The sequence below is a fragment of the Streptomyces sp. MZ04 genome (assembly GCF_004684775.1).
GTDB lineage: Bacteria > Actinomycetota > Actinomycetes > Streptomycetales > Streptomycetaceae > Streptomyces.
The window spans coordinates 1-18743 of sequence record NZ_SRIC01000162.1; the positions used below are offsets into that span (position 1 = coordinate 1).

At 66.8% G+C, this 18743-nt stretch carries 18 protein-coding genes; 5 read left to right on the forward strand and 13 right to left on the reverse strand.

Annotation, left to right across the window (positions count from 1 at the left end; genetic code table 11):
• Window positions 1-196: 196 nt before the first annotated feature.
• A complete protein-coding gene (locus tag E2651_RS45515; RefSeq protein ID WP_245239275.1) occupies window positions 197-475 on the reverse strand; it encodes a sigma-70 family RNA polymerase sigma factor in 279 nt (92 codons plus the stop codon).
• Entirely contained in the window at window positions 472-672 is a 201-nt protein-coding gene (locus E2651_RS45520) for a sigma factor (RefSeq protein WP_245239276.1), read from the reverse strand. Before E2651_RS45520 ends, E2651_RS45515 begins: the two co-directional genes overlap by 4 nt.
• A 205-nt stretch (window positions 673-877) precedes the next feature.
• Here E2651_RS45520 and E2651_RS27745 point away from each other — a divergent pair, with 205 nt between their 5' ends.
• The gene (locus E2651_RS27745; protein WP_135333972.1) at window positions 878-1459 is read left to right on the forward strand and encodes a hypothetical protein; all 582 of its coding nucleotides are present in this window, start codon (window positions 878-880) and stop codon (window positions 1457-1459) included.
• Between the two features lie 73 nt (window positions 1460-1532).
• Here E2651_RS27745 and E2651_RS27750 read toward each other — a convergent pair whose 3' ends face one another.
• From E2651_RS27750 to E2651_RS27795, 10 genes are all read right to left on the reverse strand, one after another.
• On the reverse strand, window positions 1533-2699 hold the full coding sequence (locus E2651_RS27750) for a dipeptide ABC transporter ATP-binding protein (protein WP_135333973.1): 1167 nt from the start codon (window positions 2697-2699) through the stop codon (window positions 1533-1535).
• A complete protein-coding gene (locus tag E2651_RS27755) occupies window positions 2692-3747 on the reverse strand; it encodes an ABC transporter ATP-binding protein (protein WP_135333974.1) in 1056 nt (351 codons plus the stop codon). Before E2651_RS27755 ends, E2651_RS27750 begins: the two co-directional genes overlap by 8 nt.
• A gap of 13 nt (window positions 3748-3760) precedes the next feature.
• The gene (locus tag E2651_RS27760; protein ID WP_135333975.1) at window positions 3761-4723 is read right to left on the reverse strand and encodes an ABC transporter permease; all 963 of its coding nucleotides are present in this window, start codon (window positions 4721-4723) and stop codon (window positions 3761-3763) included.
• Window positions 4716-5642, reverse strand: coding sequence for an ABC transporter permease (locus tag E2651_RS27765; RefSeq protein ID WP_135333976.1), 927 nt, complete (start codon window positions 5640-5642; stop codon window positions 4716-4718). The genes E2651_RS27760 and E2651_RS27765 overlap by 8 nt, the downstream gene beginning before the upstream one ends.
• Window positions 5643-5721: 79 nt before the next feature.
• Window positions 5722-7353 carry an ABC transporter substrate-binding protein gene (locus E2651_RS27770; protein WP_135333977.1) on the reverse strand — a complete coding sequence of 544 codons (1632 nt, stop codon included), beginning with the start codon at window positions 7351-7353 and terminating at the stop codon, window positions 5722-5724.
• Between the two features lie 530 nt (window positions 7354-7883).
• Complete coding sequence (locus E2651_RS27775) at window positions 7884-8471, reverse strand: hypothetical protein (RefSeq protein WP_135333978.1); 588 nt, start codon at window positions 8469-8471, stop codon at window positions 7884-7886.
• 343 nt (window positions 8472-8814) lie between these two features.
• On the reverse strand, window positions 8815-10689 hold the full coding sequence (gene typA, locus E2651_RS27780) for a translational GTPase TypA (protein ID WP_135333979.1): 1875 nt from the start codon (window positions 10687-10689) through the stop codon (window positions 8815-8817).
• A gap of 167 nt (window positions 10690-10856) precedes the next feature.
• Complete coding sequence (locus E2651_RS27785) at window positions 10857-11162, reverse strand: helix-turn-helix transcriptional regulator (RefSeq protein WP_135333980.1); 306 nt, start codon at window positions 11160-11162, stop codon at window positions 10857-10859.
• The gene (locus E2651_RS27790; protein ID WP_135333981.1) at window positions 11159-11509 is read right to left on the reverse strand and encodes a type II toxin-antitoxin system RelE/ParE family toxin; all 351 of its coding nucleotides are present in this window, start codon (window positions 11507-11509) and stop codon (window positions 11159-11161) included. Before E2651_RS27790 ends, E2651_RS27785 begins: the two co-directional genes overlap by 4 nt.
• A 169-nt stretch (window positions 11510-11678) precedes the next feature.
• Window positions 11679-14108 (reverse strand): ABC transporter family substrate-binding protein, encoded by a 2430-nt coding sequence (locus E2651_RS27795; RefSeq protein WP_135333982.1) that lies wholly within the window; start codon window positions 14106-14108, stop codon window positions 11679-11681.
• A 337-nt stretch (window positions 14109-14445) separates the two neighbouring features.
• On the opposite strand from E2651_RS27795, the gene E2651_RS27800 reads away from it, so the two are divergent.
• The 4 genes from E2651_RS27800 (at window position 14446) to E2651_RS27815 (ending at window position 18367) form a co-directional block, all read left to right on the forward strand.
• Window positions 14446-14751, forward strand: coding sequence for a hypothetical protein (locus E2651_RS27800; RefSeq protein WP_135333983.1), 306 nt, complete (start codon window positions 14446-14448; stop codon window positions 14749-14751).
• Between the two features lie 63 nt (window positions 14752-14814).
• Window positions 14815-15648 (forward strand): hypothetical protein, encoded by an 834-nt coding sequence (locus tag E2651_RS27805; protein WP_135333984.1) that lies wholly within the window; start codon window positions 14815-14817, stop codon window positions 15646-15648.
• Window positions 15648-17600 (forward strand): fumarate reductase/succinate dehydrogenase flavoprotein subunit, encoded by a 1953-nt coding sequence (locus E2651_RS27810; RefSeq protein WP_135333985.1) that lies wholly within the window; start codon window positions 15648-15650, stop codon window positions 17598-17600. Before E2651_RS27805 ends, E2651_RS27810 begins: the two co-directional genes overlap by 1 nt.
• Window positions 17597-18367 carry a succinate dehydrogenase/fumarate reductase iron-sulfur subunit gene (locus E2651_RS27815; RefSeq protein ID WP_135333986.1) on the forward strand — a complete coding sequence of 257 codons (771 nt, stop codon included), beginning with the start codon at window positions 17597-17599 and terminating at the stop codon, window positions 18365-18367. The genes E2651_RS27810 and E2651_RS27815 overlap by 4 nt, the downstream gene beginning before the upstream one ends.
• A gap of 179 nt (window positions 18368-18546) precedes the next feature.
• On the opposite strand, the gene E2651_RS44170 is transcribed toward E2651_RS27815, so the two are convergent.
• Window positions 18547-18743 (reverse strand): hypothetical protein (locus E2651_RS44170; RefSeq protein ID WP_209446261.1); only part of this gene is annotated, 197 nt, incomplete at its 5' end.

Below are 18743 nucleotides of genomic sequence, written 5' to 3' on the forward strand. Positions count from 1 at the left end.
TCGCTACCCACGTCACCGCCCCCGCCACCATCGCCGTGACCGCCGCAGCCACAGCGACCCGGCGCCGGACCGTCCGCCGACGCCCCCGCGCCCGCAACTCCGCCCCGCTCGGCATCCGTACCGTAACGTCGTCCAGGAGTTCCTCGACCTCAGCCATGGTGGGCCGCCCCTTCCCCGGTGAATGCAGTCGTGTCGGTCAGGCGCTCCCCAGCGCCTTGCGGGCCCGGCTCAGCCGGGTGCGGACCGCTCCGTTGGAGGTGCCCGTCTCCTGGGCGACCTGTTCTACCGGGAGGTCCAGGAGGTGATGCAGGACCACCGCCTGGCGCTGCTGCTGCGGCAGTTCACGCAGCGCCTCCAACAACGCCACGCGGTCCGCCGACAGTTCGTGCACGTCGGCCGCGGCTCCGTGGCGGAAATGGGCCCGCACGCGGTTCCGCGTCCTGCGCCAGGTGCTGATCGCCAGACGCGAAGTCACCGTCCGCACCCACGGCAGCGGATCCCCCTCCCGCGCCAGCGTTCCCACCGCTGCCACGCGCGTACATACGCCTCCTGCACCGCGTCCTCCGCCTCCGCCAGATCGCCGGTTATCGCATAGACCGTGGCGACAGGACGTTTGGCCGTGGCGGCGTAGAAGGCGTCGAACTCGCCCTCTGCCTCTGGCTGCTGAGCCATCGCCGCCGTTCCGTCCCTTTGCTGGGTCACTCGTCGCCTGTTCTTGACTAGGACACTCCTGGCGAGGCGAGGACGTTACAGGGGGCTTTTCCAGCACGACCTCAGTTTTCCCTCAACTCTCTGGCTCAACAGCTACTTTGGCGCCTAGCTTGATCGCTGACCGTAAAAACACTTGAGCACCAAGTAACTGAAAACGGGGAGACACATGCGCGCACGAACGACCGCGTCCTTGATGGCCGCCACGGCAATGGCAGCGGGAACCCTCGCTGCGGCCGGGCCTGCGTCTGGGGTCGAGGAGCGTAATGAAGACACTGCGGGTAGCGTGTCCGTCCAGCGGGAGATACCTTCCGGGACCGTAAGCAAGGCCAAGGTCCAGAGCCGCGGCCAGAAGGTCCACTCAGCCAACATCGGCTACTACAAGAATATTTACCCCGAGTGCAAGCCTCACGCCTCCACCATGGAGAAGGTGATCTGGAACCTCGGGAAGGTGACTCGCAGCTCCGCGCGGGTCAAGACCATCAAGGTGCGCTACTACAACGAGCGCGAACTGCATGTCGGTTCGGCCTATGTACACGACGGCAATCACCGGCAGCGTTGGCTGAAGGCAAATGGGTGGTACATCTCAAAGGGTTCTCACTGGCGGACTTACAAGATCAACAAGACCGTCAAGTTCTCCAAGAACAAGCCGCTCGACTTCAAGCTCATGGTGCAAATCGCGGGCGCCAACGAGCCCACGTGGTGCCACCCGATGTCCGAGCTCTACTTCTACCTCAAGCCCAACCGGTAGTCCCGGACTCATACATAGACTTCGCCCCGCCGAACTCTTCGTTCGGCGGGGCGAAGTCATACGCTCAAAGAAGTCATGCCGCGTGCACGACGTCCTTCTCCTCCGCGAAGTGGCACGCCGACTCATGCGCCGCCGGAGTGTCCTGCCCCGCGAACCGCTGCGGGATCGCGAGCAGCGGGGTCTCCTCCGCGCACTTCGCCTCCGCCTTCCAGCAGCGGGTGCGGAAGCGGCAGCCGGAGGGGGGATTCGCCGGGGACGGCACATCACCGGTCAGGATGATGCGCTCGCGGCCCTCACGAGCCTCCGGGTCCGGCACCGGCACCGCGGAGAGCAGCGCCTGCGTGTACGGGTGCGTCGGGTGCTCGTAGATCTGCTCGTCGGAGCCGATCTCCGCCATCTTGCCGAGGTACATCACGCCTACGCGGTCCGAGATGTGCCGGACGATCGACAGGTCGTGCGCGATGAAGAGGTAGGAGAGGTTGAACTCGTCCTGCAGCTTCCCCATCAGGTTGATGACCTGTGCCTGCACCGACACATCGAGCGCCGAGACCGGCTCGTCGCAGATGATGATCTCGGGGTTCAGGGCCAGGCCGCGCGCGATGCCGATGCGCTGGCGCTGGCCGCCCGAGAACTGGTGCGGGTAGCGGTTGATGTACTCCGGGTTCAGGCCCACCACGTCCAGAAGGTCCTGGACCTTCTGGCGGCGCGAGCCCTTGGGAGCCACCTCGGGGTGGATCTCGAAGGGCTCCCCGATGATGTCGCCCACCGTCATACGGGGGTTCAGGGACGTGTACGGGTCCTGGAACACCATCTGGATGTTGCGGCGGACCGCCTTCAGGGCGCGCCCCGAAAGCTTGGTGATGTCCTGGCCCTTGTAGAAGACCTCGCCCGCCGTGGCGCGCTCCAGGGTCATGAGCAGTTTCGCGACCGTGGACTTGCCGCAGCCGGACTCGCCCACGATGCCGAGGGTCTCGCCCTGGTAGAGGTCGAAGGAGATGCCGTCGACCGCCTTGACCGCGCCGATCTGCTTCTTGATCAGGATTCCCTGGGTGAGAGGGAAGTGCTTGACCAGGTTGCGGACCTGGAGGATCGGCTCGCCGCGCTCGACCGGCGCCTCGATCGCGGCTACGGCCTCTTCGGCGGTGGCCGCGTCGACCGTTTCCACCTCGGAGACGTTCGGGGTGGCGTCGGCGGGCTCGTCCGTCTTCGAGAGCTTCGAAGCCTTCGTCGGCTCAGCCATGGATCGTCTCCTTCCAGAAGTGGCACGCGCTGCCGCGGCCCGGCAGCTCCGCGCCGTCCTGCTCGCTCACCGGCAGCAGGGCCGGGATGTCCGTACGGCAGATGTCCTGCGCCTTGGGGCAGCGCGGGTTGAACGCGCAACCGGACGGGACGTGCAGCAGGTTGGGCGGCAGGCCCTTGATCGCGTAGAGCTCCTGGCCCTTCTGGTCGAGCCGCGGGATCGACTCGAGCAGGCCGCGCGTGTACGGGTGCGCGGGGCGCTTGTAGAGCTCGTGCACCGGGGCCGTCTCGACGATCCGGCCCGCGTACATGACCGCGATCTTGTCGGCCACGTCCGCGACCACACCCAGGTCGTGGGTGATCAGGATCAGGCCCATGTTGTACTCGCGCTGCAGCTCGGCGAGGAGGTCCATGACCTGCGCCTGGACCGTCACGTCGAGCGCCGTGGTGGGCTCGTCCGCGATGATCAGGTCAGGCTCCAGGGCGAGCGCCATCGCGATCATGATGCGCTGGCGCATGCCGCCGGAGAACTGGTGGGGAAAGTCATCCACCCGCTGCCTGGCCGCAGGAATCTTGACCCGATCCATCAGCTCGATCGACTTGGCCTTGGCCTCCTTGCGGCTCAGGCCCTGGTGGACGCGGAACATCTCGCCCAGTTGATAGCCGACGCTGAGCACCGGGTTCAGGGAGCTGAGCGCGTCTTGGAAGATCATGGCGATCTTGCGTCCCCGGATCTTCCTCCGCTCTTCATTGGGCATCTTCAGCATGTCCTCGCCCCGGAAGAGGACCTCACCCTTGGGGATACGTCCCGGGGGCATGTCGAGGATGCCCATGATGGCCTGCGCCGTAACGGACTTGCCAGAGCCGGACTCCCCCAGCACGGCGAGCGTCTCGCCTGCAGCCACGGTGTAATTGACGCCGTTGACGGCCTTGGCTACACCCTCACGGGTGTGGAACTCGACATGCAAGTCCCGGACTTCGAGCAGCGGGCTGGCGTCTCCAGCGCCGCGCGGGGCAGGTACGTCGGCCGATTTCTCGATAGTGGTCACGTGTACGTCTCCCTCAGCGCAGCTTGGGGTCGAGGGCGTCGCGCACAGCGTCGCCGAGCATGATGAAGGCCAGAACCGTCAGGCTGAGCATGCCGGCCGGGAAGAACAGGATGTGCGGGTTGTTCCGGAGCTGCTTGGAGGCATCCGAGATGTCACCGCCCCAGGAGATCGCGTCGTCCGACAGGCCCATGCCCAAGAAGGACAGGGTCGCCTCGGCCGTGATGTAGCCACCGAGCGCGATCGTCGCGACGACGATCACAGGTGCCGCCGCGTTCGGCAGGATATGCCGGACCAGAATCCTACGAGTGCTCGCGCCGAGCGCCTTGGCAGCCACTACGTAGTCGGACTGCTTGGTGGTGATCACAGCACCGCGCATGACGCGGGTGATCTGCGTCCAGCCAAGCAGCGTCAGGGCGCCCACCACGGTCCACACCGAACGGTTGGTCACGGAGTTCATCACGACCATCGTGCCCAGCAGAAACGGGACGCCGAAGAAGACATCCGTCAGGCGCGAGATGACCGCGTCCCAGAAGCCTCCGAAGTAGCCGGCGAGCATGCCGAAGATGGAACCGATGACGGTGACGGCGAGAGTGACGCAAACGCCGACGGTGACGGAGTTGCGGGCTCCGTAGATCACTCGGGCATAGATGGAGCGGCCCTGACCGTCATATCCGAACCAGTCGTCCTGGAAGACATGGCTGTAACTCGGCTTCTGCAAGAAGTGGTTGCGCAGGTCTCCCTTGGCCGGGTCGGCTCCCGTGAAGAAACCCGGCCAGAGCGAGATGGCCAGGATGAGCAGGATGAGCAGACCGGAGACCACGAAGAACGGGTTGCGGCGCAGATCCCGCCAGGCATCCGCAGCAAGCGAGCGGGGCTTGCCCGGCGCCGGGCCTGCAGCATCCGCCGACGCCGTCTGGCCTGCCGGTGACGCATCGATCACACTGGCCGGCTTGGAAGTCTTGGTGGCATCAGGCATAACGGATCCTCGGGTCCAGGACCGCGTAAAGCAGGTCGACGATGAGGCTCGCGGCCAGGTAGACGAGCACGAGGATGGTCACGGTGCCGACGATGACCTGGCCTTCGCGGCGTGCTAGCGCGTCAAACAGCGTGTTTCCGATGCCCGGCACGTTGAAGATGCCTTCGGTGACTACAGCACCACCCATCAAGGTGCCGATGTCGGTGCCGAGGAAAGTCACCACCGGGATCAACGAGTTGCGCAGCAAGTGCCGGGTCATGATCCGGCTCTTGGGCAGGCCCTTGGCGACCGCTGTGCGGATGTAGTCGGCGCGCAGGTTCTCCGCGATGCTCGTTCGGGTCAGTCGTGCCACATAGGCGAGCGAGAGCGAGCCAAGCACAGCAGCGGGAAGGATGAGCTCGGTGGGATCAGTCGCGTCCTGGACCGTGGGCGAGACCCACTCCAGTTGGAGTCCGAAGATTGTCTGGAAGACGAAGCCGAGCACGAAGACCGGCACCGAGATGACCAGCAGCGTGAAGACGAGGATCAAGGTGTCCACGACACGGCCACGGCGCACGCCCGCGAGCATGCCAAGAGCGATGCCGAGAACCAGCTCGATACCAAACGCGATGAGCGCGAGGCGCACGGTGACCGGGAAGGCCTGCGCAAGGATGTCGCCGACGGGCCGACCACCCATGTTGGTACCGAGATCACCGGTCAGCAGGTTCTTCATGTAGTGGAGATACTGCTGCCACAGCGGGAGGTCGAGGCCGCGCTGATGGCGGATGGCCGCCATCTGTGTCGGGTCCGGCGGCTTGTCTCCCCACAGCGCCCGTACGGGATCGCCGGGGAGCACGTTGACCATCAAGAAAATGAGAAGTGTGGTCCCGATGAAGACCGGGATCATCTGGAGCAGTCGCCGCGCGACATAGCGCCCCATAGGTGCCTCCGTCCTGAGCGTGGCTGGCCCGTGGGGGCGGCCAGGATCTCCGGACGCCCCCACAGGTCGAGCCGCGCGACTACTTCTTGAACACCTCGACGTCGGTGAAGATCGGGCTGCCCTGCTGGTCGAAGTGAACGTTCTTCACGTTCTCGGAACGACCGGCCTGCAGCTTGCCGTACCACAGCGGGATGCCGGGCATGTTGCCCTGGAGGGACTCCTCGGCCTGCTGGTACAGCTTCGCGGACTCCTCGGTGGTCGGAGCCGCGTCCGCCTTCTTCGTCAGCTCGTCGAACTTCTTGTTCGAGTAGCCGCCCTGGTTACCGGCGACGCCGGTGCCGTAGAGGTCGCGCAGGAAGTTGCCGTTGAACGGGTAGTCGAGCACCCAGCCGGAGCGGTAGAACGACTTGACCTTCTTGGCGTCGCGCGTCTGCGTGTCCGCCTGGAAGTCGGTCTTCGGGTCGCCCACACACTTCACGCCGGTCTCCTGCGTGATGCTGTTGCAGACCGCGGTGACCCAGCCCTTGTGGGGCTGGTCGGCGTTGTACTGGATGGAGATCTTGTTGCCCGGAACGCCGCCGCCCGACTTGATGAGCTGCTTGGCTTTCTTCGGGTTGAACTTGCAGAACTCGCCACAGGCGCCGGCCTTGTAGCCCTGGACGTTCTTGGCGACCCAACCCGTCGCAGGCTCCCGGGTCTTGCTCAGGACGGTCTCGATGATCGTTTCGCGGTCGATCGCCATCGACAGGCCCTGAATGACCCGGTTGTCGACGCCCTTCCACTGCTTCGTGTAGAAGGCGGGGTTGATCGTCTGGATCATCGCGTAATCCTGGTTGATCGCACGATCACCCAGGTCGCTCTGATAGTTGGCCAGCTCACCATCGGGGATCTGGGGCATCGAGTCGACGTTGTTGGACACCAGGTCCTTGTACGCGCCATCGGGCGACGCGTAGTTCTTGAAGGTGACCCCGCCGTTCTTGGCCTTGTCCGGGCCCTTGTAGCCGTCGAACCGCGTGACGTTGATCGCCTTCTTGTGGTCCCACGAGGCGAACTTGTAGGCGCCGTTGCCGACCGGCTTCTCGCCGAAGCCCTTCGGGTCCTTGAAGAAGCCCGCGGGCAGCGGGGAGAACACGTCGTAGCCGAGCTTGAAGGCGTAGTACGGGATGCCCGTGTTCAGCGTGATCGAGAACGTGTTGTCGTCCACGACCTTCAGGCCGGACATCTTGCTGGTCTTCGGCTTCCCCTTCGCGGGGTGAACGTCTTCGAAGCCCTGGATGTCGGCAAACCAGGAGCTGTTGACCTGGTTGTTCTTGACGTCAGCCGCCCAGTTCCATGCGTCTACGTACGACTTGGCGGTGACCGTCTCGCCGTTGTGGAACTTCCAGCCCGGCTTGAGCTTCACCGTCCAGACCTTGTTGGACTTGTCGGGGGTGACCGACTCGGCGTTCACATAGGTCAGTTCGCCGGTGTCGTTCTTGTAGCCGACCAGCTGGGAGAAGAGGGAGCGGATGACATCGCTGCCGTACGCCTCCTTCGTGTTGGCGGGCTGCAGCGGGTTCTGCGGCTCACCGCCCGAGTACACGAAGATGCCGTCCTTGTCGACAGCCCGGTTGTCGTCGCTGCTGCCACTGTCGCCGCCACCACAGGCGGTGGCCGCCAGCGCCACAACACCGGCTATCGCGACCCACTTGGCGCTCTTGGCACCACGCATGGGGTTCCTCCTCATGAGTCCACTTGTTCACTACAAGAGGGGGTACGAGAAACCGCGCCGACACCCCTGACGGCGAAGATCGACGTACCCCAGTGTGCTCGTGAGTCCGTGCTCCCCACAGCGCGTGACCCATTGACCCGAGCTATACGCGGTCAACTATTAGCCATGAGGTACCGGTCGACCACAGTCTTTTGGTCTCGGTTCAATCACACCTGGTGCGTACAACTTCCAAAATCCGGACAAACTGATCCGAGATAGATGGTTGCGAAACGGACGTGTTACACATCTAGCGGTCAGTCGTGTCCGAATTCCGGGCACCGAGCAGGGAAAAGTGGTTGCGTAACGTCCCGGATTGGACAGTTGGGCCGCGATCTCCCTCCAGGACTGTGCGCCGACGCGGCGCAGCAACTGGGCCGACTCGCTCAGACGCGCCCCGGACAGACAACGATGGGCCCGGCATCCTGCAGGATGCCGGGCCCATCGTCTACCGATGTGGGCTCGTTCGGGTTTCGCCCCCAGCCCCGTCCAGATCAGCAGTACGTGCGCTTGACCTTGCCCTCAAGGGACTTGCGCGAGTAACTGTCCTTGCAGCGCACCGCACCCTTACGCTCGAAGTCCCAGCTCTTCGCGTGACCCCAGCTGCTCCAGCGGCGGAACCCGTCGCCACGGTTGTTGCAGACCCTGGACCTGTACACGCCGGACGCCTTCTTCACCCCCGAGTAGAAGACATACCGGCCGGGCTTCGTCACCTTGATCTTCACCTCACGGGACTTGCGAGTAGTCCACTCACCCTGCCCCTTGAGTTCGATCCCAACTTCGGCCTCGAGCTTCGCAAGCACACCAACCTTCACCTTGGACCCGGCCGTCACCGTGACCGAAGCCATGAGCGCCCGCTCCTTCTCCACCTTCTCGGTCACCCATCCCTGGCCACCCTTCGGGATGTGGAGCCCGTCCTTGTGCGTGACGACCCACCCCTTCGACGTGCCGGTGTACTGGACAGATCGGTGGCCGCGTTCACAGACAATCGGTTTGGCGCTCGCCGAGGACGCCGGCAGAACAACCAGCAAAGAAGCGGCAGCCCCCGTCGCAGCCACTGCCGCAGTCAGCCTCTTGGTCATTTGAAGCTCCCCGTAACCCAGGTGGAAGCACACGCGAGTGCTTCCACCAGCTACGGCCCGTCATTTGACGAGCCGTCATCAACTTATTTGCCACGATCACGACATGTCCATGATGTTGAGCGAAACATGAGGTCCCACGGGCAGCCCCTTCGAATGACGCACGCATTGCACCTACTGTCAGCCTCGCCAGCAGCGAGCGACATCACATCAGTTCATTGCAAAGGGGCGTTCACCCGCCGTACCCGTTGCGTACACAAACGCAGAAGTCCGGCCCCGCACGAACCTCGTGCAGGGCCGGACCCTGGAACGTACTGTCGGCACACGCGCCAACAGTGCGGAGCTGTTAGCCGTGCTTGGCGCGCGAAGCGCTGCGGCCACGCTGCTTCTGGTCCAGGACGACCTTGCGGATACGCACGGTCTCCGGGGTCACCTCGATGCACTCGTCGTCGCGGCAGAACTCCAGGGACTGCTCCAGGGAGAGCTTGCGGGCCGGGACGACGTTCTCGGTCGTGTCCGCGGAAGCCGCACGCATGTTGGTGAGCTTCTTCTCCTTGGTGATGTTCACGTCCATGTCGTCGGCGCGCGAGTTCTCACCGACGATCATGCCCTCGTACACCTCGGTGCCGGCCTCGGTGAAGATGACACCGCGCTCCTGGAGGTTGACCATCGCGAACGGCGTGACCGAACCCGAACGGTCCGCGACCAGCGAGCCGTTGTGACGGGTGCGCAGGTCGCCGAACCACGGCTCGTGCCCCTCGAAGATCGAGTGCGCGATGCCGGTGCCGCGGGTCTGCGTCAGGAACTCCGTACGGAAGCCGATGAGGCCACGCGACGGAACGATCCACTCCATGCGGATCCAGCCCGAACCGTGGTTCGTCATCGTCTCCATGCGACCCTTGCGGGTCGCCATCAGCTGCGTGATGGCGCCGAGGTGCTCCTCGGGCGAGTCGATCGTCATGCGCTCGATCGGCTCGTGCGTCTTGCCGTCGATCTGCTTGGTGACGACCTCGGGCTTGCCGACGGTGAGCTCGAAGCCCTCGCGGCGCATCTGCTCGACCAGGATCGCCAGGGCGAGCTCGCCGCGGCCCTGGACCTCCCAGGCGTCGGGGCGCTCGGTGTCCAGGACACGGAGCGAGACGTTACCGATGAGCTCCTTGTCCAGGCGGTCCTTCACCTGGCGGGCGGTGACCTTGTGGCCCTTGCCGCCCTTGCCGACCAGCGGCGAGGTGTTCGTACCGATGGTCATGGAGATCGCCGGCTCGTCGACCGTGATCAGCGGCAGCGCGATCGGGTTCTCGGGGTCGGCGAGGGTCTCGCCGATCATGATGTCCCCGATACCGGCGATGGCGCAGATGTCGCCCGGGCCCGCCTTGTCGGCGGGCTTGCGGGTGAGCGCCTCGGTCATCATCAGCTCGGTGATGCGGACGTTGGACTGGGTGCCGTCGCGCTTGATCCACGTGACGGTCTGGCCCTTGCGCAGCTCGCCCTGCTCGACGCGGCAGAGCGCGATACGGCCGAGGAAGTTGTCCGCGTCCAGGTTGGTGACGTGGGCCTGGAGCGGCGCCTCCTCGTCGTACTCCGGAGCGGGGACGTGCTCCAGGATCGTGGAGAAGAACGGCTCCAGGCTGTCGCTGTCCGCCGGGACGGTGCCGTCCTCCGGCTTGGTCAGCGAGGCGATGCCGTCACGACCACAGGCGTAGACGATCGGGAACTCGATCTGGTCCTCGTCGGCGTCCAGGTCGAGGAAGAGGTCGTACGTCTCGTTGACGACCTCGTCGATCCGGGAGTCCGGGCGGTCGGTCTTGTTGATGCAGAGGATGACCGGCATCCGGGCCTGGAGGGCCTTGCGGAGCACGAAGCGGGTCTGCGGCAGCGGACCCTCGGAGGCGTCCACGAGGAGGACGACCGCGTCCACCATCGACAGGCCGCGCTCGACCTCACCACCGAAGTCGGCGTGGCCGGGGGTGTCGATGATGTTGATGGTGATGACGTCGCCGCCATCCTTGGGGTGGTACTTCACGGCCGTGTTCTTGGCCAGGATCGTGATGCCCTTCTCACGCTCCAGGTCGTTCGAGTCCATCATGCGGTCGTCGAGCGACTCAGCGGCGTGCGCGGCGAAGGCACCGGCCTGCTTGAGCATGGCATCGACAATGGTCGTCTTGCCGTGGTCGACGTGGGCGACGATGGCGACGTTACGAATGTCATGGCGCGTGGGCATACGAGCTGCGCTTCTCCCGGGAAGAGTGGACGGCGGCGCGTACGGTCCGGTACGCGTGCCCTGCCGGGCAGAACACGCCACGGCCTCACCCCAGTCTACGTGGCCCACGCGGGGATGGCCTGCTCGGGACCCTTGCAGTGGGCTTGACCAGGGGTTTTACCGCCGTACTAGGCGCTCTCGGCGTGCGGCGCCAGCTCCACGCGCAGCTCAAGGTCGAGCGCGCGGGCCAGCCGGTCGAGCACCGGAATCGTCGGCACGGTGCCGCCGCCCTCGAAGCGTGCGACTGCCGACTGCGTCATCCCGGCTCTGCGCCCGAGCTCGCTCTGCGAGAGCCCCAGGTCCTGCCGCTGCTTGCGGACGGCCTCCGCGAGCACGAAGCGGAGTCGCGCGGCGGCGTACTCCTCCTCGATCTCGGGCGTGAGGGCCCGCGCCGCACGCGCGCCGGCGAGGCTGGTGCGCCTGGTCTGAGTCACGACTCCTCCTCGTCCACGGTGTGCCCTTCTTCCTGACAGCGCTTCATCGCCTGACGCGCCCGCTCGACCTCGGCGAACTCACGCACGCGTGTCTTGGGGAACACCGTGAGCATGATCATGCGGCGGCCCGGGGCGATCCAGTAGGTGACACGGATCCGCTCACCTCCGCAGTAGAAGCGCAGCTCTCTGAGCTTGCCGTCGAGCTGGCGCGTGTACGGCTCGTCGAGGAGGACTCCGCGCTGTTCGAGCAGGTCGAGGTGCATGAGGGCTTGCGCCCAGCGTTTGTCGTCGAGCCCGGACAGCCACGCAGCGACTTCCGGCTCGAGTTCGACGGTACCCCACGTCATAGCATCAACGCTATGGGGTGCGGCGCGCCCGTGGGATGGGTCGTCGAGTTGTCACCCGATCGTGGGGAAGGGGCAGGGGTCCCGGGTCAGTGGATGAAAACGACCTTGCCCGCCGGGAGTGCCGGCGGGCAAGGGAGTTGAGCGGAATCTGAGCGTAGTTAGGGCAGGCTCACTTCGCCTCGGGCTTGCCCGAGGGCTTCACGCCCGGCTTCACGCCCGGCGTCACGCCCGGCTTCAGGAAGCCGATGTCCTCGTAGTTCGGGGACTGGAAGCCGAACGCGCCGGCGTTCGCCAGGTTCGGGCGGGCCGCCACCAGCTGGGGGCGCTGATAGAGGGGAATGGAGCCCGCCTCGGCCCAGATGCGGGCGTCGGCCTTCCTGACCAGGGAACGGCTCTCGTCCTCGTCCAGCTCACCCATCGCCTGGTCGAAGAGCTGGTCGATGTGGTCCGTGCCGACCCGCGTGTAGTTCTGCTCGACGTTGAGCGAGCCGTCCGCGGCCGGTACCGGCTTGGCGAAGATCGGGCGCGCGTCCGTGGCCGGGAAGGCCGACGCGGGCCAGGAGTAGAGGGCGAGGTCGTACTGGCCGGACGCGATGTGGTCCTTGAAGTAGCTGTCGTCGGCGACCTTCGCCGTCTCCGTACGGACGCCGATCTTCTCCAGCATCCTGGAGATACGATCCGCCACCGTGCGCAGCGACTCCGAACCCTCGCCCGAAGGCAGGACGAAGCGGAGCGTGAGCGGCTTGCCGTCCTTGGCCATGAGGCCGCCCGGCGGGGCGGCGGGCGCGGCAGGCGCGGCGGTGCCCTTGGGGGCGTACGCACCGGGAGCGCCGCCCTTCTTCGCCTGCTTGTCGCTGTGCTGCCTGGCGTGCTCGCCGGGGTCCTTCTTCTTCTCCTTGTCCGCCTCGCGGTGCGGTGTAAGGGACGCCGCCTGACGGGTCAGCGCCGCCCGCTGGTACGCCGCCGCGGGCGCGGGCGCGAGCACGGAGGTGCCGCTGTCGCCCGGCTTCTGGTCGTCCTCGCCGACGATGTACGTACCGTCGCCGGAGTCGCTGGAGTCGCCCGAGTCGCCCGAGTCGCTGGAGTCGCCCGAGTCGCCCGAGTCGCCCGAGTCGCCGGAGTCGCCGGAGTCGCCCGAGTCGCCCGAGTCGCCCGAGTCGCCCGAGTCGCCCGAGTCAGCGGACCCGGATTCCGAGCCGGACTTCGCCTTCTCGGCGCCCGCCGTCTTCTCCTTCTTCTCGTACTTCTCCTTCAGCGGGCCGCCCGGTACCCACCCCGCGTCCGCGAGCAGCGCCCGCGCCTCGGTGGTGTCCTGGTCACCCAGGGCGCCGCTGTTGTCGGCGTACGCCTGCTGCCCGGCGAGGGCCAGGTGGCTGCCGACCGGCTCGGCGGGCAGGCCGAGGGGGCTCAGGACCGCCTTGGCGATCGCATCGCGGTCGAGGGCGCGGGCCACCGCGCGGCGCACCCGGTCGTCGGCGAGCGGGCCCTCGGTGCCGTTGAGGGCGAGCTGCGTGTAGGCCGGTTCGAGGGACTTGCGGACGGTGTATCCGCGCAGGCCCGACTGTTCGTCGGCGTACTTCTTGATCGCCTTGCCGGTCTTCTCGCGGGCCCGCAGCTCGGTGTCGGCCGCCTCCTCGTCGGAGCCGTAGGCGATCGCCCAGGAGCGCAGCGCCTTGCCGGGGGTGAGCTGTGATTCGGGGCCGTGGCCGAGCGGACCCTGGACGCCCTTGTCGCGGGCGGCGTTCAGGATGCGCCCCGCCTCCGGAGCGTCGATCTCGGCGAGGTCGACCTTCCCCTCGGCGAGCGCGGCGGCCCGCTCGGCGCGCGGCACCTCGCGCAGGACCACCTTGGAGAGCTTGGCGGGCCTGCCCCACCAGCGCGGATTGCGGGTCAGCGTGACCTCGCCCGCCTTGCGGTCGAACTCCTGGACGGCGAAGGGTCCCGCGGTCACCTTGAGCTTGCGCCGCGCCCCGTCGTTGAAGGTGTCAGGGGTGCCCATGACCTCCTTCGGGTACAGCGGCGAGAAGAGCGAACGCCAGTCCGCGTAGGGCTTGTCGAAGGTGACACGCACCTCCAGGTTGTTCGCGCCCCGCTCGATCTTCTCGATGCGGTCGTAGCCCGCGTTGCGTGCCGTCCAGTACGCGCTGTCCTTGCCGGAGAGCGCCCGCTGCTGCGCGGCGAAGTCGTCGGCGCCGATCTCCCGGCCGTCGCTCCACACCGCCTGCTGGTTCAGCTTGTAGAGCACGACCTGCTTCGGCTCGCGCTCGACGACCTTCGCGGACTCCAGGAAGTCCTCGTTGCGCTGCGTCCTGCCCTGCGCGTCCAGGCGGTACATCGACGGCAGGACCGCGCCGGCGATCCGCGTGGTGCCCGCATCAGCGTCCGACTGGAAGGAGTTGAGGGTTTCCGGCACCGCGTCGACGGCCCAGTTCATGGTCCCCCCGTCGGCGACGAGATCCCGTGCGGCGGGAGCGACGTCCTGCTCCGCGGTCGGGGCGCCGGCCTCGTCCTGGGAGCTGCAGGCGGCGAGGGCGGGCAGCGCCAGCACGCCCGTGGCGAGGAACACGGCAGATCTCAGTCTGACGCTGTCTGGGGACATGACGGATACCTCCGAGGCTCGCCCGGCCGCCCACTCCAGGACCATGCCGGGTTTGTTCCTGTATGTTGGGATATGGAGTTGATCACATCTATCGCTCCACTCAAGGCGACACGGCACGGCGAGTGGCGGCGACACGGCGCGGCGGCACTCGGACGCCACTCGTGCGGCCCAATCCGGACGCCGGGTCCGGCGCGTCGGCCCCCATCAGCGCGTGACCCGGCGCATTCGTTGCGTATGCGCCGCGAATCGATGCAGATCTCTTCCCAAGCCGGATGTGACGCGCAACACTCGCAGGCGCATGAGCGTTGCCACCGCACACCCGAAGTGAGGGCAAGTTATGGCTCTGCAGGATGACCTGACGGCCGTTCAGCGATGCGTCGACGAGCTGGTCCGTACCGTCGACAAGCTGGCGCAGCATTCCGGTGCCGAGATGAAGGGCATCGACGTACGCCGGGTCCGTACCGACACCGACCATCTGCGCGAGAGCTTCGCCCTGCTCCGCGCCACGGCACCCGGCGCGGCAGCCGGGCAGCCGCAGGAACGACCCGACCTGGTCCACATCCCCGAGAAGCCCTACGACAACTCGCTGTGGACGGACTCGGACGACGAAGGCCTGGGGGCCAAGGACCGCCACGCCCCCTGAGTTCCCTGCCCCTGAGTTCCCTGCCCACCACCTCCGGAGGACGGACGAAGGAGTCGAGCCTCGTTGGCCACTGGCACAGAACCCCACCTGAAAAGCGAACAGGAGCCCGGCGGCGTACGAGGGAAGACGCGCGCCGCGATCAGCGCTGCCCATCTGCGGACCGACCGCTGGTGGCTCGCGCCCGCCGCGACGGCCGCCGTGCTCTCCGCCTTCGTCGTCTACGCGACCTGGCGGGCCTTCGCGAACGCGGACTACTACGCGGCGCCCTACGTCTCCCCGTTCTACTCACCGTGCCTCGCCGAGAACTGCGAGCCGATGCGGGGCGGGCCCAACTGGGAGATCTTCGGCAGCTGGTGGGGCCTGTCCCCCGCCCTGCTGATCCTGATCTTCCCGCTCGGCTTCCGGATGACCTGCTACTACTACCGCAAGGCCTACTACCGCGGCTTCTGGGCGTCACCGCCCGCCTGCGCGGTCGCCGAGCCGCACAAGAAGTACTCCGGAGAGACCCGATTCCCGCTGATCCTGCAGAACATCCACCGCTACTTCTTCTACGCGGCGGTTCCGGTGGCGGGCATCCTCACGTACGACACCGTGCTCGCGTTCCGCGATGAGCACTACGAGTGGGGCCATATGGGCCTCGGCACACTCGTGTTCCTGGTCAACATCGCGCTGATCTGGGCGTACACCCTCTCCTGCCACTCCTGTCGGCACATCGTCGGCGGCCAGCTCAAACACTTCTCCAAGCATCCCGTGCGGTACCGCATGTGGCAGTGGGTTGGAAAACTGAACGAACACCACATGCTGCTCGCCTGGACCTCCCTGGTGAGCGTGGCGCTCGCCGACTTCTACGTGTACCTGGTCGCGTCCGGCGCCTTCGACGATCCGAGGTTCTTCTGATGTCTCAAGTGGAGCGGCAGCAGTGGGACGTTGTCGTCGTAGGGGCCGGAGGAGCGGGCCTGCGGGCCGCGATCGAGGCACGTGAGCAGGGCGCCCGCACCGCGGTGATCTGCAAGTCCCTGTTCGGCAAGGCCCATACGGTGATGGCCGAGGGCGGCATCGCGGCCTCCATGGGCAATGTGAACTCCGGAGACAACTGGCAGGTCCACTTCCGCGACACCCTGCGCGGCGGAAAGTTCCTCAACCAGTGGCGGATGGCCGAGCTGCACGCGCGTGAAGCACCCGACCGGGTCTGGGAGTTGGAGACCTGGGGCGCCCTGTTCGACCGTACGGCGGACGGGCGGATCTCCCAGCGCAACTTCGGCGGCCATGAGTATCCGCGCCTCGCGCATGTCGGCGACCGCACGGGCCTGGAGCTGATCCGTACGCTCCAGCAGAAGATCGTCTCCCTCCAGCAGGAGGACGAGCGTGAATTCGGCGACCACGAAGCGCGGTTGAAGGTCTTCCAGGAGTGCACCGTCACCCGTGTGCTCAAGGAGGAAAGCGGCGTCTTCGGAGAGGGCGGCCGGGTCAGCGGCACCTTCTGCTACGACCGCGAGTCCGGCCGCTTCTTCGTGCTCGAGGCGCCGAGCGTGGTCCTGGCGACCGGCGGCATCGGCAAGTCCTTCAAGGTGACGTCGAACTCGTGGGAGTACACGGGCGACGGCCACGCGCTCGCCCTGCTCGCCGGGGCGCCCCTCCTGAACATGGAGTTCGTGCAGTTCCACCCCACGGGGATGGTCTGGCCGCCGTCGGTGAAGGGCATCCTCGTCACCGAGTCGGTGCGGGGCGACGGCGGCGTACTGCGCAACTCCGAAGGCAAGCGGTTCATGTTCGACTACGTACCCGACGTCTTCAAGGAGAAGTACGCGCAGTCGGAGGAGGAGGGCGACCGCTGGTACGAGGATCCGGACAACAACCGCCGCCCCCCTGAGCTGCTGCCGCGCGACGAAGTGGCGCGCGCCATCAACTCCGAGGTGAAGGCGGGCCGCGGCTCACCGCACGGCGGGGTCTTCCTCGACGTGTCGACGCGGATGCCCGCCGACGTCATCCGGCGCCGGCTCCCGTCCATGTACCACCAGTTCAAGGAGCTCGCGGACGTCGACATCACGGCCGAGGCGATGGAGGTCGGGCCGACCTGTCACTACGTGATGGGCGGCATCGCGGTCGAATCGGACACGGCATCGGCACAGCGCGTGCCGGGTCTGTACGCGGCCGGCGAGGTGGCGGGCGGCATGCACGGCTCCAACCGGCTCGGCGGCAACTCCCTCTCCGACCTGCTGGTCTTCGGGCGGCGCGCGGGGCTGCACGCGGCGCGGCACGCGTCCGAACTCTCCGGGGCCAGGCCCCAGGTGGACGAGGCGCAGGTGGACGCGGCGGCGGCCGAGGCGCTGCGGCCGTTCAGCGCCGAGGGCCCCGAGGACGGGGCGACGCCGGAGAATCCGTACACCCTCCACCAGGAGCTCCAGCAGACGATGAACGACCTGGTCGGCATCATCCGCCGGGAGGCCGAGATGGAGCAGGCCCTGGAGAAGCTCGCCGAACTGCGGGTGCGGGCGCGCCGGGCGGGCGTCGAGGGCCACCGCCAGTTCAACCCCGGCTGGCACCTCGCGCTCGATCTGCGCAACATGCTCCTGGTCAGCGAGTGCGTGGCGCGTGCCGCCCTGGAGCGCACGGAGAGCCGGGGCGGGCACACCCGCGAGGACCATCCGGCGATGAACCGCGAGTGGCGCCGCGCGAATCTGCTCTGCCAACTGGCCGATCCGACAGGTGGGTTGGCGGCGACGGATCCCGTGCGCGGCCAGATCGACCTGGTGCGGGTCACGACCGAGCCCATCCGTCCCGACTTGCTCGCTCTCTTCGAGAAGGAGGAGCTGGTCAAGTACCTGGCTGAAGAGGAGCTCTACGAGTGAGTTCGTACGACGCGCAATTCAAGGTCTGGCGCGGCGATCTCGGCGGCGGCGGCCTGGAGGACTTCAAGGTCGAGGTCAACGACGGCGAGGTCGTCCTCGACATCATCCACCGTCTCCAGGCCACCCAGGCACCCGACCTGGCGGTGCGCTGGAACTGCAAGGCGGGCAAGTGCGGTTCGTGCTCGGCGGAGATCAACGGGCGGCCGCGGCTGATGTGCATGACGCGGATGTCGGTGTTCGAGCGCGACGACGTCATCACGGTGACCCCGCTGCGGGCCTTCCCCGTGGTGCGGGACCTGGTGACGGACGTCGGCTTCAACTACACGAAGGCACGCGAGATCCCGGCCTTCGTGCCGCCCGCCGATCTCGGTCCCGGTGAGTACCGCATGATGCAGGAGGACGTGGACCGCTCCCAGGAGTTCCGCAAGTGCATCGAGTGCTTCCTGTGCCAGGACACCTGCCATGTCGTGCGCGACCACGAGGAGAACAAAACGGCGTTCGCTGGACCGCGCTTCCTGATGCGGGTCGCCGAGCTGGACATGCACCCGCTGGACGCGGCGGCGGAGACCGGCCTCGACCGCAAGCGCACCGCCCAGGACGAACACGGGCTCGGCTACTGCAACATCACCAAGTGCTGTACGGAGGTCTGCCCCGAGGGCATCAAGATCACGGACAATGCGCTGATTCCCTTGAAGGAACGGGCGGTTGACCGGAAGTACGATCCGCTGGTGTGGCTGGGGAGCAAGATTCGGCGGCGGGGGGAGTAGCCCTTCTGACTGGTGGCGGCCCGGGAACGGGGGTCGGCTGGGGGCGGCCGTGGGGGTAATCCCCCACGGCGAAGTCTCGGGATTTCCCACATGGTCAGGGGCGCGGGCCGAGATCAGCATGGAGTCATGAACTTTTCGGCGACTGGCGCGGACTCGGCTTCAACTCGACACTCCTCGGCTCAACACTCCTCGACTTTGACTCGACGCTCGGTGATGGGGCTCGCGGCGGCTGTGGCGGCGGCCGCCGTGGTGACAGCCGCGGTGGCGACCGTGGTGGGTTCCGTCGGGATGACCGTCGCGATGACAGGCGTGACGATCGCGGCGGCGATCGCGGGGGTGACCGTGGTGGTTTCCGTCGTGATGACAGCCGTGGCGG

Bases quoted from the DNA above. Each gene is read 5' to 3' on its own strand.
- E2651_RS45520 (WP_245239276.1), bottom strand. From the start codon at position 672: ATGGCTCAGCAGCCAGAGGCAGAGGGCGAGTTCGACGCCTTCTACGCC.
- E2651_RS27745 (WP_135333972.1), top strand. From the start codon at position 878: ATGCGCGCACGAACGACCGCGTCCTTGATGGCCGCCACGGCAATGGCA.
- E2651_RS27750 (WP_135333973.1), bottom strand. From the start codon at position 2,699: ATGGCTGAGCCGACGAAGGCTTCGAAGCTCTCGAAGACGGACGAGCCC.
- E2651_RS27760 (WP_135333975.1), bottom strand. From the start codon at position 4,723: ATGCCTGATGCCACCAAGACTTCCAAGCCGGCCAGTGTGATCGATGCG.
- E2651_RS27765 (WP_135333976.1), bottom strand. From the start codon at position 5,642: ATGGGGCGCTATGTCGCGCGGCGACTGCTCCAGATGATCCCGGTCTTC.
- E2651_RS27770 (WP_135333977.1), bottom strand. From the start codon at position 7,353: ATGCGTGGTGCCAAGAGCGCCAAGTGGGTCGCGATAGCCGGTGTTGTG.
- E2651_RS27775 (WP_135333978.1), bottom strand. From the start codon at position 8,471: ATGACCAAGAGGCTGACTGCGGCAGTGGCTGCGACGGGGGCTGCCGCT.
- typA (WP_135333979.1), bottom strand. From the start codon at position 10,689: ATGCCCACGCGCCATGACATTCGTAACGTCGCCATCGTCGCCCACGTC.
- E2651_RS27790 (WP_135333981.1), bottom strand. From the start codon at position 11,509: ATGACGTGGGGTACCGTCGAACTCGAGCCGGAAGTCGCTGCGTGGCTG.
- E2651_RS27795 (WP_135333982.1), bottom strand. From the start codon at position 14,108: ATGTCCCCAGACAGCGTCAGACTGAGATCTGCCGTGTTCCTCGCCACG.
- E2651_RS27800 (WP_135333983.1), top strand. From the start codon at position 14,446: ATGGCTCTGCAGGATGACCTGACGGCCGTTCAGCGATGCGTCGACGAG.
- E2651_RS27810 (WP_135333985.1), top strand. From the start codon at position 15,648: ATGTCTCAAGTGGAGCGGCAGCAGTGGGACGTTGTCGTCGTAGGGGCC.